The organism is Pseudomonas sp. (genome assembly GCF_033723075.1).
Classification (GTDB): Bacteria; Pseudomonadota; Gammaproteobacteria; order Pseudomonadales; family Pseudomonadaceae; genus Aquipseudomonas.
On sequence record NZ_JAWVXU010000009.1, the window covers coordinates 161,211 to 174,177 of the forward strand.

11 protein-coding genes are annotated in these 12,967 nt (G+C 66.1%); 5 read left to right on the forward strand and 6 right to left on the reverse strand.

What is annotated here, in order from left to right; all coding sequences use genetic code 11:
* Window positions 1–2,328 carry a Tex family protein gene (locus tag R3355_RS12820; protein ID WP_318946157.1) on the reverse strand — a complete coding sequence of 776 codons (2,328 nt, stop codon included), beginning with the start codon at window positions 2,326–2,328 and terminating at the stop codon, window positions 1–3.
* 340 nt (window positions 2,329–2,668) lie between these two features.
* Between R3355_RS12820 and ompR the strand changes: the two genes are divergently transcribed.
* Both ompR and R3355_RS12830 read left to right on the forward strand, forming a co-directional pair.
* On the forward strand, window positions 2,669–3,403 hold the full coding sequence (ompR, locus tag R3355_RS12825) for a two-component system response regulator OmpR (protein WP_318946158.1): 735 nt from the start codon (window positions 2,669–2,671) through the stop codon (window positions 3,401–3,403).
* 108 nt (window positions 3,404–3,511) lie between these two features.
* Window positions 3,512–4,825, forward strand: coding sequence for an ATP-binding protein (locus R3355_RS12830; RefSeq protein WP_318961520.1), 1,314 nt, complete (start codon window positions 3,512–3,514; stop codon window positions 4,823–4,825).
* 88 nt (window positions 4,826–4,913) lie between these two features.
* Here the strand turns inward: R3355_RS12830 and rimK are convergent, their stop codons facing one another.
* Together rimK and R3355_RS12840 are read right to left on the reverse strand one after the other, a co-directional pair.
* Entirely contained in the window at window positions 4,914–5,819 is a 906-nt protein-coding gene (gene rimK / locus R3355_RS12835) for a 30S ribosomal protein S6--L-glutamate ligase (RefSeq protein WP_318946160.1), read from the reverse strand.
* Entirely contained in the window at window positions 5,816–6,250 is a 435-nt protein-coding gene (locus tag R3355_RS12840) for an ATP-dependent zinc protease (RefSeq protein WP_413243509.1), read from the reverse strand. Before R3355_RS12840 ends, rimK begins: the two co-directional genes overlap by 4 nt.
* A gap of 336 nt (window positions 6,251–6,586) precedes the next feature.
* On the opposite strand from R3355_RS12840, the gene R3355_RS12845 reads away from it, so the two are divergent.
* Both R3355_RS12845 and R3355_RS12850 read left to right on the forward strand, forming a co-directional pair.
* Complete coding sequence (locus R3355_RS12845) at window positions 6,587–7,009, forward strand: RNA-binding S4 domain-containing protein (protein ID WP_318961521.1); 423 nt, start codon at window positions 6,587–6,589, stop codon at window positions 7,007–7,009.
* Window positions 7,010–7,200: 191 nt separating this feature from the next.
* Entirely contained in the window at window positions 7,201–7,854 is a 654-nt protein-coding gene (locus tag R3355_RS12850) for a protocatechuate 3,4-dioxygenase (RefSeq protein WP_318961522.1), read from the forward strand.
* Window positions 7,855–7,858: 4 nt separating this feature from the next.
* Here the strand turns inward: R3355_RS12850 and R3355_RS12855 are convergent, their stop codons facing one another.
* Window positions 7,859–9,700 carry an SLC13 family permease gene (locus R3355_RS12855; protein ID WP_318961523.1) on the reverse strand — a complete coding sequence of 614 codons (1,842 nt, stop codon included), beginning with the start codon at window positions 9,698–9,700 and terminating at the stop codon, window positions 7,859–7,861.
* Between the two features lie 239 nt (window positions 9,701–9,939).
* Between R3355_RS12855 and R3355_RS12860 the strand changes: the two genes are divergently transcribed.
* Entirely contained in the window at window positions 9,940–10,803 is an 864-nt protein-coding gene (locus R3355_RS12860; RefSeq protein WP_318961524.1) for a type 1 glutamine amidotransferase domain-containing protein, read from the forward strand.
* A 151-nt stretch (window positions 10,804–10,954) separates the two neighbouring features.
* On the opposite strand, the gene R3355_RS12865 is transcribed toward R3355_RS12860, so the two are convergent.
* Both R3355_RS12865 and R3355_RS12870 read right to left on the reverse strand, forming a co-directional pair.
* Window positions 10,955–12,139 carry an NAD(P)/FAD-dependent oxidoreductase gene (locus R3355_RS12865; RefSeq protein ID WP_318961525.1) on the reverse strand — a complete coding sequence of 395 codons (1,185 nt, stop codon included), beginning with the start codon at window positions 12,137–12,139 and terminating at the stop codon, window positions 10,955–10,957.
* 70 nt (window positions 12,140–12,209) lie between these two features.
* Window positions 12,210–12,746, reverse strand: a complete 537-nt coding sequence (locus R3355_RS12870) for an O-acetyl-ADP-ribose deacetylase (protein ID WP_318961526.1) — start codon at window positions 12,744–12,746, stop codon at window positions 12,210–12,212.
* Between the last annotated feature and the right edge of the window lie 221 nt (window positions 12,747–12,967).

The following is a 12,967-nucleotide window of genomic DNA, read 5'->3' on the forward strand; positions in this document are numbered from 1 at the left end:
TTACTTCCTCAACTGCTTGGCGTTGGCGAACAGCGCGGCCATGGCGGCGTTGCTGGCGGGCTGCGGCTCGGCGCGTGGCGTACTGGCCGCTGGGCGAGGGCTGGCGTCGCGCTTGCCGCCGCCACGTTGCCCGCTGCGCGTGCCCTCGATTTTTTCGCCCGGGGTGTCGCCCATGCGCATCGACAGGGCGATGCGGCCCCGCGGGATATCCACCTCCATCACCTTGACCTTGACCACGTCGCCGGCCTTGACCGCTTCGTGTGGGTCCTTGATGAACTTCTCCGACAGCGCCGAGATGTGCACCAGGCCGTCCTGGTGTACGCCGATGTCGACGAAGGCGCCGAAGTTGGTGACGTTGGTCACCACACCTTCGAGGATCATCCCCAGCTCGAGATCCTTGAGGGTCTCGACACCCTCCTGGAATTCGGCGGTCTTGAATTCCGGGCGTGGATCGCGGCCGGGCTTTTCCAGCTCGGCGAGGATGTCGCCGACGGTCACCAGGCCGAAGCTTTCGTCGGTGAATTTTTTCGGGTCGAGGCGCTTGATGAAGGCCGCGTCGCCAACCAGCGAGCGGATGTCGCGACCGGTATCCACGGCGATGCGCTGCACCAGCGGGTAGGTTTCCGGGTGCACCGCCGAGGCGTCCAGGGGGTTGTCGCCGTTCATTACGCGGAGGAAGCCGGCGGCCTGCTCGAAGGTTTTCTCGCCCAGGCGCGACACCTTCTTCAGCGCGTCGCGGGTCTTGAAGGCGCCGTTGGCATCGCGGTGCGCGACTATGTTCTGCGCCAGGGTCGCATTCAGCCCGGAGATCCGTGCCAGCAGGGCGACCGAGGCGGTATTGACGTCGACGCCGACGGCGTTCACGCAATCTTCCACCACCGCGTCCAGGCTGCGCGCCAGCTTGAGCTGGGATACGTCGTGCTGATACTGGCCGACGCCGATGGATTTCGGGTCGATCTTCACCAGCTCGGCCAGCGGGTCCTGCAGGCGGCGGGCGATGGACACGGCGCTGCGAATCGACACGTCGAGGTCGGGGAATTCCTTGGACGCCAGTTCCGAGGCCGAATACACCGAAGCGCCGGCTTCGCTGACCATGATCTTGGTGAGCTTGAGCGCCGGGTGCTTCTTGATCAGCTCGATCACCAGCTTGTCGCTTTCGCGGCTGGCGGTGCCGTTGCCGATGGCCACCAGGTCGACCGAGTGCTTGGCGCACAGCTTGGCCAGGGTGTTGAGGGTGCCGTCCCAGTCATTGCGCGGCGCATGCGGGTAGACGGTGGCGGTGTCGAGCAGCTTGCCGGTGCTGTCGACCACCGCGACCTTGCAGCCGGTGCGCAGGCCCGGGTCGAAGCCCAGGGTCGCGCGCGGCCCGGCCGGGGCGGCCAGCAGCAGGTCGTGCATGTTGCGCGCGAACACCGCGATCGCCTCGTCTTCGGCACCTTCGCGCAGCTCGCCGAGCAGGTCGGTTTCCAGGTGGGTGTAGAGCTTGACCTTCCAGGTCCAGCGCACCACTTCGCCCAGCCACTTGTCGGCGGCGCGGCCCTGGTTGCTGATGCCGAAGCGCTCGGCGACCATGCCTTCGCAAGGGTGCAGGGTACCGGGCAGTTCTTCACCGATCTTCAGGCTGGCGCTGAGGAAACCCTCGTTGCGCCCGCGGAAGATCGCCAGGGCACGGTGCGAGGGGGCATTTTTCAGCTTCTCGTCGTGCTCGAAGTAATCGCGGAACTTGGCGCCTTCCTGCTCCTTGCCGGCAATCAGGCGGGCGCTGAGGGTGGCGTTGTCCTTGAGGAAGCTGCGCAGGTTGGCCAGCAGGGTGGCGTCTTCGGCGAAGCGTTCCATGAGGATGTACTTGGCGCCTTCGAGCACCGCCTTGATGTCGGCGAAGCCTTTTTCGGCATCGACGAAGCGTGCGGCTTCGCTCTCCGGGGCCAGGCTGGGGTCATTGAACAGGGCGTCGGCCAGTTCGCCGAGGCCGGCTTCCAGGGCGATCTGGCCCTTGGTGCGGCGTTTCTGCTTGTAGGGCAGATACAGATCTTCGAGGCGGGTCTTGGTCTCGGCCAGGTTGATCTCGCGAGTCAGCTCCGGGGTCAGCTTGCCCTGTTCCTCGATACTGGCAAGGATGCTCGCGCGCCGGTCGTCCAGCTCGCGCAGATAGCGCAGGCGCTCTTCGAGGTGGCGCAGCTGGGTGTCATCCAGGCTGCCGGTGACTTCCTTGCGGTAGCGGGAGATGAACGGCACGGTCGAGCCTTCATCGAGCAGCGCCACCGCGGCGGCGACCTGTTGCGGGCGCACGCCCAGTTCTTCGGCGATGCGGTTGTTGATGCTGTCCATAGAGCCACCTGACAGGGGAATGAAGGCAGGCCGGGCCTGCCGCAAAAGACCGGCATTATACCCAAGAGGCAGGCTGTGAGCGGCAAGCGAAGCTCGAGGTGAATTTATGCAGGTGCGGGCCGTGCCCGTGCAGCTGTTGCGTTGCCCGTTTCGCGGGCATGGGCATGGGCATGGGCATGGGCTGGGCGCCCGCCGCCGCTCCAACCGCCGCGTTCCCGCCCTCGGCGACAAATCTGCTAACAATGGCTGCACCGGTGATCGCGGTGGCTGAGCCATAATGCCGGCATTGGAAACTGTTCACGCCCGACGGGCGGCGCAGATTCTCGGTCAAGGAGCTTCTATGAGCAGCACTGCACTTCCGCTTGAAGGCGAGAAAATTCTGGTTGTCGATGACGATGCCCGCTTGCGGCGCCTGCTCGAGCGCTTCTTCGAGGAGCAGGGCTACCGCGTGCGCACGGTGGAAAACGTCGAGCAGATGGATCGCCTGCTGGCGCGCGAGCTGTTCCATCTGGTGGTGCTCGACCTGATGCTGCCGGGCGAGGACGGCTTGTCTGCGTGCCGCCGGCTGCGTGCGGCGAACAATCAGGTGCCGATCATCATGCTCACCGCCAAGGGCGACGAAACCAGCCGTATCCAGGGCCTGGAGCTGGGCGCCGACGACTACCTGGCCAAACCCTTCAACCCGCGCGAACTGCTGGCGCGGATCAAGGCCGTGCTGCGTCGCCAGGCCCCGCTGGTGCCGGGCGCGCCGGGTAGCGAGGACGAGAGCGTGAGTTTCGGCGAATACGAACTGTCGCTGGCTACCCGCGAACTGAAGAAGGGCGACGAGGTGCACATGCTCACCACCGGCGAGTTCGCCGTGCTCAAGGCCCTGGTCCAGCACGCCCGCGAACCGCTGACCCGGGACAAGCTGATGAACCTGGCCCGGGGTCGTGAGTGGGACGCCCTGGAGCGCTCCATCGACGTGCAGATCTCGCGCCTGCGCCGGTTGATCGAGCCGGATCCGTCCAAGCCGCGCTATATCCAGACGGTCTGGGGCGTGGGCTATGTGTTCGTGCCCGATGGCAATAAGTGAGCGCGCAATGATCCACCGTAGGAGCGGTGGGAGACAGCTTGTCCCATTCCCGCGATCCGCAGTTCAATCGCGGGCATGGCCCGCTCCTACAGATTCCTGTAAGGGCCTATGAAAACCCCGCTGTGGTTCCCGCAAAGCTTCTTCGCCCGCACCCTCTGGCTGGTGCTGATCGTGGTGCTGTTCTCCAAGGCGCTAACCCTGGTTTATCTGATGATGAACGAGGACGTGCTGGTCGACCGCCAGTACAGCCATGGCGCGGCGTTGACCCTGCGCGCCTACTGGGCGGCCGACCCAGAGGATCGCGCGACCATCGCCGAGGCGGCGGGGCTCAAGCGCACGCCCCGCGACCAGGTGCCGGCCAGCGAACAGCACTGGCCCTACAGCGAGATTTTCCAACGGCAGATGCAGGTCGAACTCGGCCCGGAGACCGAGGTGCGGGTGCGTGCGAAAAGCCCGCCGGCGCTGTGGGTACATGCCCCGGCGCTGGGCGACGAGTGGCTGCGGGTGCCGCTGTATCCGCACCCACTGCGCGGCCAGCGGATCTGGAACGTGCTCGGCTGGTTCCTCGGCATCGGCCTGCTGTCCACCGCCGCGGCCTGGATCTTCGTGCGCCAGCTCAATGCGCCCTTGAAACGCCTGGTGTTCGCCGCCCGCCAGCTCGGCCAGGGCCGCAGCGTGCGCCTGCCAGTCAGCGATACGCCGAGCGAGATGACCGAGGTCTATCGCGCCTTCAACCAGATGGCCGAGGATGTCGAGCAGGCCGGCCGCGAGCGCGAGCTGATGCTGGCCGGGGTGTCCCACGACCTGCGTACGCCGTTGACCCGCTTGCGCCTGTCCCTGGAACTGTTGAACAACGACTCCGAACTGACCGAGGACATGGTCCGCGATATCGAGGACATGGATGCGATTCTCGACCAGTTCCTCGCCTTTATCCGCGACGGTCGCGACGAGCCGCTGGAACAGCTCGACCTGCTCGAGTTGATCCGCGAAGTGGTGGCACCCTATAACCAGCAGCGGGAGCTGGTACGCCTGTGCCTGGAGCCGGTGCCGATCTTTCCGCTGCGGCGGGTATCGATCAAGCGCCTGCTGGTCAATCTGATCGAGAACGCCCTGCGCTATGGTGGCAATGCGGTCGAAGTCGCCGTGTCGGTGTCCGGCGACTGCAGCGCGCCCTACGTCGTGCTCAGCGTGCTCGACCGCGGTGCCGGCATCGATCCGGCCGAGCTGGGCAGCATCTTCAATCCCTTCATCCGCGGCGACCGCGCCCGCGGCGGCCAGGGTGCCGGGCTCGGTCTGGCCATCGTCAAACGCATCGCCGCCCTGCACGGCGGCAGCGTCGAACTGCGCAACCGTTCTGGCGGAGGCCTGGAGGCGCGGGTCTGTCTGCCGCTGGGGCTGTTGTTGCCGCGCGATGCGGTCTGACCGGCCACTCACAAGACCCTGCAGCAATCAGGTGTTGAGGGTGGCCGTAGCTTCGTTGGGTTAGTGGTGCTTTTCCCTCGCCCTAGCCCTAGCCCTGGCCCCGGGTGCGCGTGCGGTTGGGGCTGCCGTTCTTTTCCAGGTACTGGATCACCAGGCTGGCGACATCCTTGCCGGTGGTGGCCTCGATGCCTTCCAGGCCCGGGGATGAATTGACCTCCATCACCAGCGGGCCGTGGTTGGAACGCAGGATGTCGACCCCGGCGACCGACAGGCCCATTACCTTGGCCGCGCGGATCGCGGTCATGCGCTCCTCCGGGGTGATCTTGATCAGGCTGGCGCTGCCGCCGCGGTGCAGGTTGGAGCGGAACTCGCCGGGCTTGGCCTGGCGTTTCATCGAGGCGATCACCTTGTCGCCAACCACGAAACAGCGGATGTCTGCGCCGCCGGCTTCCTTGATGTACTCCTGGACCATGATGTCCTGCTTGAGACCCATGAAGGCCTCGATCACCGACTCGGCGGCCTTGGCGGTTTCGCAGAGCACCACGCCGATGCCCTGGGTGCCTTCCAGCACCTTGATCACCAGCGGCGCGCCATTGACCATCTGGATCAGGTCGTCGATATCATCGGGGGAGTGGGCGAAGCCGGTGACCGGCAAGCCGATGCCGCGCCTTGAGAGCAGTTGCAGTGAGCGCAGCTTGTCGCGCGAGCGGGCGATGGCCACCGACTCGTTGAGCGGGAATACGCCCATCATCTCGAACTGGCGTAGCACCGCACAGCCATAGAAAGTCACCGAGGCGCCGATCCGCGGAATCACCGCGTCGAAGCCTTCCAGCGGCTTGCCGCGGTAGTGGATCTGCGGCTTGTGGCTGGCGATGTTCATGTAGGCACGCAGGGTGTCGATGACCACCACCTCATGGCCGCGCAACTGACCGGCTTCGACCAGGCGACGAGTGGAATACAGGCGCGGATTGCGCGACAGCACGGCGATTTTCATGGGGCACCAGAAAGGTCAGCAAGCGAGGGTTTGTCTTGAACGTAGGTCAGCGCCGGGTTGACCACCAGTTGGCCAGCAACCAGCGCCTTGGAACCGAGCAGCACGCGGTAGCGCATGGTCTTGCGGCAGGTCAGGGTGAATTCCACCGGCCACAGGCGATCGCCCAGGACCAGGCGGGTACGGATCACGTAGCGGCTCTGCACATGGCCGGTGGAACTCTTGATGTTCTTCACCGTCACCAGCGGCGCCTCGCAGCGATGGCGGCGCTGCACCAGGGTGCCGAGGTGCGCGGTGAAGCGCACCCAGTCTTCGCCATCGCGCTGGAACGGCTGGATATCGCTGGCGTGCAGGCAGGAGGTGCTGGCGCCGGTGTCGATTTTCGCGCGCAGACCGACCATGCCCAGTTCGGGCAGGTTGATCCATTCGCGCAGGCCGATCACGCTGAGGTGGTCGAAAGTCTTCAAGTTGGGCAGGTTCCCTGATTTCCCGGCATTCTAGTTGGGCCTAATGACAACTGCATCAGGCAAAATTCACATGAGCGCAAAGGTTGTGAAAAAACGCCCGCCTGCTGTGATCGCTGCAACTTCGCAGGGAGGCTCGGGCGTCGATCCATTCGCAGCGCAGCGACAACCCGTCAGGATTGCTACCGCGGCGATAAGCCACGGTGCGCTGTGTGCGACGAGTGACTCCGGAGCGCAAAAAAAACGCCGGCTGCGGCGTTTCGTTCGATATTTTCACAACCTCTGACTGTTTCGATCGAGAGCGCAATGAGCAATAAAAAAGCAGGCGACAAAGAAGACGGCAAAGAAGACGACAAGATACGCCTGGACAAATGGCTGTGGGCCGCACGGTTCTTCAAGACCCGCGCCCTGGCCAAGGCCGCCATCGAGGGCGGCAAGGTGCATTGTCGGGGCGAGCGCTGCAAACCGGGCAAGGAGCCGCGGATCGGCGACGAACTGCTGATCCGCGTTGGCGTCGACGAGCGCACAGTGGTGATCCAGGCACTTTGCGCAGTACGCCGCGGCGCCCCCGAGGCCCAGACGCTGTACAGCGAAACCGCCGAAAGCGTTGTCCGCCGCGAACAGGCCGCCGCGCAGCGCAAAGCCGGAGCCCTGGGCATGCAGACCGACGGCCGGCCAAGCAAGAAGCAACGCCGGCAGATCCATCGTTTTCGCGACGGCCAGGATTGAGAGCAATCCGCGATCCGTAGGGGCGCCGCAGGCAGTGCACCATGGATCTCCGGTGCGGCGCAAAATTTGGCGGGTTGTCGCTACGCTCCGAGCGGATCGCCGCTCGAGCCGCCCTAGCCGCAGCCAGTGCCCCGCGGCCGCGGTATGGCAGCTAGTCTGTAAAGATGGGCATCCGACCTGTGGAGGCAAACATGACCCCGACACGCATCAGTCGCCGTCGGCTGCTGGCCGGGCTCGGCGGCGGCAGCTTGCTGCTGGCTAGCCCGGGGCTCTTCGCCGAGCTGCTGCTGACCCCGGCGCAGACGCTTGGCCCCTTCTACCCCGACCAACTGCCGCTGGATCAGGACAACGACCTGCTGCAGGTCGGCGAGCAACCGACTCAAGCCAGCGGCAGCGTGGTGCAGTTGCACGGGCAGATTCTCGATGCCCGCGGCAAGCCCCTGAAGGGCGCCCTGGTGGAAATCTGGCAGGTCGATAGCAATGGCATCTACCTGCACAGCCGTGGCGGTGACCGGGCCAGGCGCGACGCCAATTTCCAGGGCTATGGCCGCTTCGAAACCGCCCGCGACGGCCGCTACCGCTTCCGGACCATTCGTCCTGTGCCCTACCCGGGGCGCACCCCGCATATCCATTTCGCCGTGACCCTGCCCGGCCTGCCGCGCTTCGTCACCCAGTGCTACATCCGTGGCGAGCCGCTCAATCAGCGCGATGGCGTGCTCAACGCGATCCGCGATCCGCGCCTGCGCGAACGCCTGATCGTGCCTTTCGTCCCGGTGGCCGGCACGCGGGCGGGCGAACAGGTGGCACGCTTCGATATCGTCCTCGGCGTGACCCCGGCGTCTTGAGATCTTAAAGCGGCCAGACCACCAACAGCAGCGGCACACCGACCAACACCACGAGAATTTCCAGGGGCAGGCCGAGGCGCCAGTAATCGCCGAAGCGGAAGCCGCCGGGGCTGAGGATCAGGGTGTTGTTCTGGTGGCCGATGGGCGTGAGGAACGAGCAGGAGGCGCCAATCGCTACCGCCATCAACAGCGAGTCGGGGTTGACCCCAAGCTGGCTGGCAGCGCTCAGTGCGATCGGGCACATCACCGCGGCGGTGGCGGCATTATTCATGAAGTCCGAGAGGGTCATGCTCACCACCAGCAGCAGGGTCAGCACGATCACCGGGTTGCCTTGCGCCACATGTTCCATCAGTAGCTGTGCCAGCAAGTCCGCCGCACCGCTGCTGGACATGGCGCCGGCCACCGGGATCAACGCGCCGAGCAGGACGATCACCGGCCAGTCGATGGATTCGTAGACCGCGCGCAGGGGCACCACGCGCATCACCATGAATACCAGTACCCCAGCGGCAAAACTCACCGCGGCCGAGAGCAGGCCAAAGCCGGCGACCGCTACGGCCACCAGCATCACCCCCAGGGCCAGGCCCGCCTGGCCTGGGTTGGGAATGCTGATGGCGCGGTCAGCCAGCGGCACGCAGGCATAGTCGCCGGCAAACTCGGCGATATCGCCTGGTGCGCCCTGTATCAGCAGGACATCGCCACGCTCGAACAGGGTCGAGCGCAGGCGCTTGATCGACCGATGGCTCGCGCGCGAGATGGCCAGCAGATTGATGCTGTAGCGGCTACGCAGGCGGGTGCTGCTGGCCGAGCGTCCGATCAGCTGGGAGTCGGGGCGCACCAGCAGCTCCTGCAAGACAATGTCGGTGTCGCCGCTGTCTTTCTTGTTGGTGTCTGCCTCAGGGCTTTTCGCCGTGTCTTGGGCGTCGGCTGAGCTGTCCGCGTCGGCTTGCGCCTCCTGCTCGCGTTCGGCTTCCAGTTGCAGGCCCAGCTTGCCGAGTACTGTGCCGAGGGCCTCGGGCTCGGCTTCGATCACCAGCACGTCATCGACCCGCAGGATCCGCCGTGGATTGGGCGCGGACAGGCGCAGGTCGTTGCGCAGCATGCCGATCACCTGGGCGTCGGCCTCGTCGAGCAACTGCTCGACTTCGCGCAAGGTCTTGCCGGCCGCCTTGGCCCCCGGCTTGACTCGAGCCTCGGTGAGGTAAGTGCCGGTGTCGAAGCTGGCAGCGCCGGCGACCTCGCGCTTGGGTACCAGGCGCCAGCCGAGCAGGGTGATGAACAGCACGCCGGCCAGCGCCACCACGACGCCAACCGGGCTGAAGTCGAACATGGTAAACGGCCCGGCCCCGCTCTGCGCGCGGAAGCTGGAGACGATCAGGTTGGGCGGCGTACCGATCAGCGTGGTCATGCCGCCGAGAATGGTGCCGAAGGCCAGCGGCATCAGCACGCGACCGGGCGGCAGCTCCTGTTTCCTGGCGATCTGCAAGGCTATCGGCATCAGCAGGGCGAGGGCGCCGACATTGTTCATAAAGGCCGAAAGCAGCGCACCCAGGCCGGTCAGTGCGGCAATCGAGAACATTGGCCCGGCATCGCTGGGCAGTATGCGCTGGGCCATCACATCGACCACGCCGGTAATTTGCAGGCCGTGGCTCAACACCAGCACGCAGGCGACGGTGATCACCGCAGGGTGGCCGAAACCGCGAAAGGCCTGCGCGTCCGGGATCAGGCCGACCAGCACGCAGGCCAGCAAGGCGCCGAGGGCGACCACGTCGTGACGCCAGCGGCCCCAGATGAACAGTCCGATGGTGGCGGCGAGGATGGTGAAGATCAAACCTTGGTCTTGGGTCATGCGGGCGAGCGATCCTTGGACGAAAAGTAGGGGCGCCGGTGGACCATGGGGCCGTGTTTGCTTCTTGCTAGCTTTGTAGCAGAGCGCGGGCCGCCGCGTCAGTTCCATTGCCGATGCCCTGCCTGCACGTTCGCGGCCGGAGTCGTTTCTTTTCGCCCACCAGCTTGGCCTGCCAGGCCACTCGACTGGCGTGGGCTGCCGCGTCTAAGCTCGGAGCTTCGCCAAGGAGTGCCCGCGCCATGCCCGCCAAGACCGTTCTGATAGCGCTGCCGAACCGCGATTTCGATCCCAGCGAAGTCGCCGTCAGCTGGCAGCTGCTGTGCGCGGCCGGCCATCGGGTGCGCTTCGCCACCCTGGATGGCGAGCCGGCCGTTGGTGATCCGCTGATGCTCACGGGTGAAGGACTGGACCCCTGGGGGTGGCTGCCTGGATTGCGTCGCTTCAAGCTGCTCGGCCTGCTCCTGCGCGCCCGGCGTGGCGCGCGCGAGGCCTACCGCGACTTGCTGGCGAACAGCGAGTTTCGCCAACCGCTGCGCTACGATCAGCTCGCCGTGGCGGACTTCGACGGCCTGCTGCTACCCGGCGGGCACTGGGCCCGCGGCATGCGTGCCTATCTGGAGAACGAGTGCCTGCAGGCGTTCGTCGGCGCCTTTTTCGCCAGTGCCAAGCCGGTCGCGGCGATCTGTCACGGCGTGCTGCTGGCCGCGCGCAGCCGCCGGGCGGATGGTCGTTCCGCGCTCTACGGGCGGCAGACCACCGCCCTGACCTGGGCGATGGAGCAGAGCGCCTGGAACCTGACCCGCTTCTACGGCCGCTTCTGGGCGCCGAACTATTACCGAACCTACCTGGAGGCGCCGGGCGAGCCGGCCGGCCATATGAGCGTGCAGGCCGAGGTCAGCCGCGCCCTGGCCAACCCGGCGGATTTTCTCGAGGTGCCGGCGACTGCGCCGGACCACCTGCGCAAGACCAGCGGCCTGCACCGCGACAGCCCGACCGACAGCCGCCCGGCCTGGGTGGTCTGCGACGGCTACTACGTCTCTGCGCGCTGGCCGGGGGATGTGCACAGCTTCGCCCGGCGGTTTATCGAGCTGTTGGCTGAATAAGGCGGGGGGCTTCACGGTTGTTCGGCGGCGCGCTGCATCCGCAATGATCTCCGGCGCGGCCGCCAGACGCCTGCTGGGAGCGGATGTATCCGCGATGCGCGTGCCCTTGTCGTATCCGCTCGCGGCCAAGGCCCTGCCACAAAAGCGCGCTTCAGACGTACTGCGCCGCCGCATAGCCCGAGGCCCAGGCCCACTGGAAGTTGAAGCCGCCCAGATGGCCGCTGACATCCAGTACCTCGCCGATGAAGTACAGCCCCGGACTTTTCAGCGATTCCATGGTCTTCGACGATACCTCGCGGGTATCCACGCCACCCAGGGTCACCTCGGCGGTGCGGTAGCCCTCGGTGCTGGCCGGCACCAGCTGCCAGTCGGCCAGCTGTTCGGCAATCGCCTTGAGTTCGCCCGGCGTATATTGCTTCATCGGTTTGGAGGCGAACCAGTTGTCAGCCAGCAACCCGGCCATCTTCTTGGTGAACAGCTCGGCGAGCAGGGTCTTCAGCTCGCTGTTCGGCCGTTCACGCTGCTGCTCGGCCAACCACTCGGGCAGGTCGATATGCGGCAGCAGGTCGATATGCACGCTGTCGCCCGGTTGCCAGAACGAGGAAATCTGCAAAATTGCCGGCCCCGAAAGGCCTCGGTGGGTGAACAGGATGTTCTCGCGGAAACTCTGGCCGTTGCAGCTGACCAGGCAATCCTCCACCGAGGTGCCGGACAGCTCCGTGCACAGCGCCTTCAACTGCGGATCAGTGATGGTGAACGGCACCAGCCCGGCACGGGTCGGCAGCAGGGTATGGCCGAACTGCCTGGCCACCTGGTAGCCGAAGCCCGTGGCGCCGAGGGTCGGGATCGACAGGCCGCCGGTGGCGATCACCAGCGACGCGCAGCTGACCAGACCGGCGCTGGTCTGCAACTGGTAACCGGCGTCCAGCTTGGCGATCTCGCTGACCGAGGTCTCCAGGCGCAGGTCGACCCCGGCCTGCGCACATTCGTCGAGGAGCATGCCGAGGATGTCGCTGGCCTTGTGGTCGCAGAACAGCTGGCCGAGCTTCTTCTCGTGGTAGGCCACGCCATGCTTGCCCACCAGACCGATGAAGTCCCACTGGGTATAGCGTGCCAGCGCCGACTTGCAGAAGTGCGGATTCTGCGAGAGGAAGTTGTCCGGCTCGCAGTACAGATTGGTGAAATTGCAGCGCCCGCCGCCGGACATCAGGATCTTCTTGCCGGCCTTGTTGGCGTGGTCGAGCAGCAGTACCTTGCGCCCGCGCCCGGCGGCGGTCAGCGCACACATCAAGCCGGCGGCACCGGCGCCGATAATCACCACATCTGTCACTTGCACAGCCACTTCCCCACAACCCGACAGGCGCCGCGAGCGCGGCGCCAAACAGCGCGCATCTTACCCGAAGCTGCTAGGCCGATGAGGGCTGGGCGCCGGGCGGGGCCGCGAGCAGGCGCTGGTAAACCTGCAGGTCGCGCGCCGAGAAGCAGCAGAAGATCACTTCGTCGAAGTCGGCGAGCTCTTCCAGCGCCGCCCGGACCGTGCTCACCGCGACCTGCGCCGCGAGTGCGAGCGGGTAACCGTAGATGCCGGTGCTGATGCTCGGAAAGGCCAGGCTGCGGATGCCCTGGGCCGCGGCGAGTTCGAGCGAACGCCGATAACAGGAGGCCAGCAGCGCCGGCTCGCCCCGGTCGCCGCCATGCCAGACCGGGCCGACCGTGTGGATGACGTACTCGGCGGGCAAGCGATAGCCCTGGGTCAGCTTGGCGTCACCGGTGGTGCAACCGCCCAGGCACCGGCATTCCTCCAGCAGCTGCGGCCCGGCGGCGCGATGAATCGCCCCGTCGACCCCGCCACCGCCGAGCAGCGACGCGTTTGCCGCGTTGACGATGGCCTGCACCGGCAGTTGAGTGATATCGCCCTGCAGGGCGCGAACTGTGGTTGGCATGCTGGGCCTCCGGGACTGCCGGGTGTTGGCGTGCGGCTGGCCCAGGCCGCTTTCAATCGGCTCAAGCCGGACTGCACCTGTGAGTCTAGCTTCTGCGGACAGCCCTTACGCGAATCACCACGAGCCGCTACGGGACGCCGCTCGTAGCCGCCATGCCTGCCTGAGCCGCACCATGCCCCGGATAGAGCAGGGCGGCCACACAGAAACGGGCGAAACGCCGG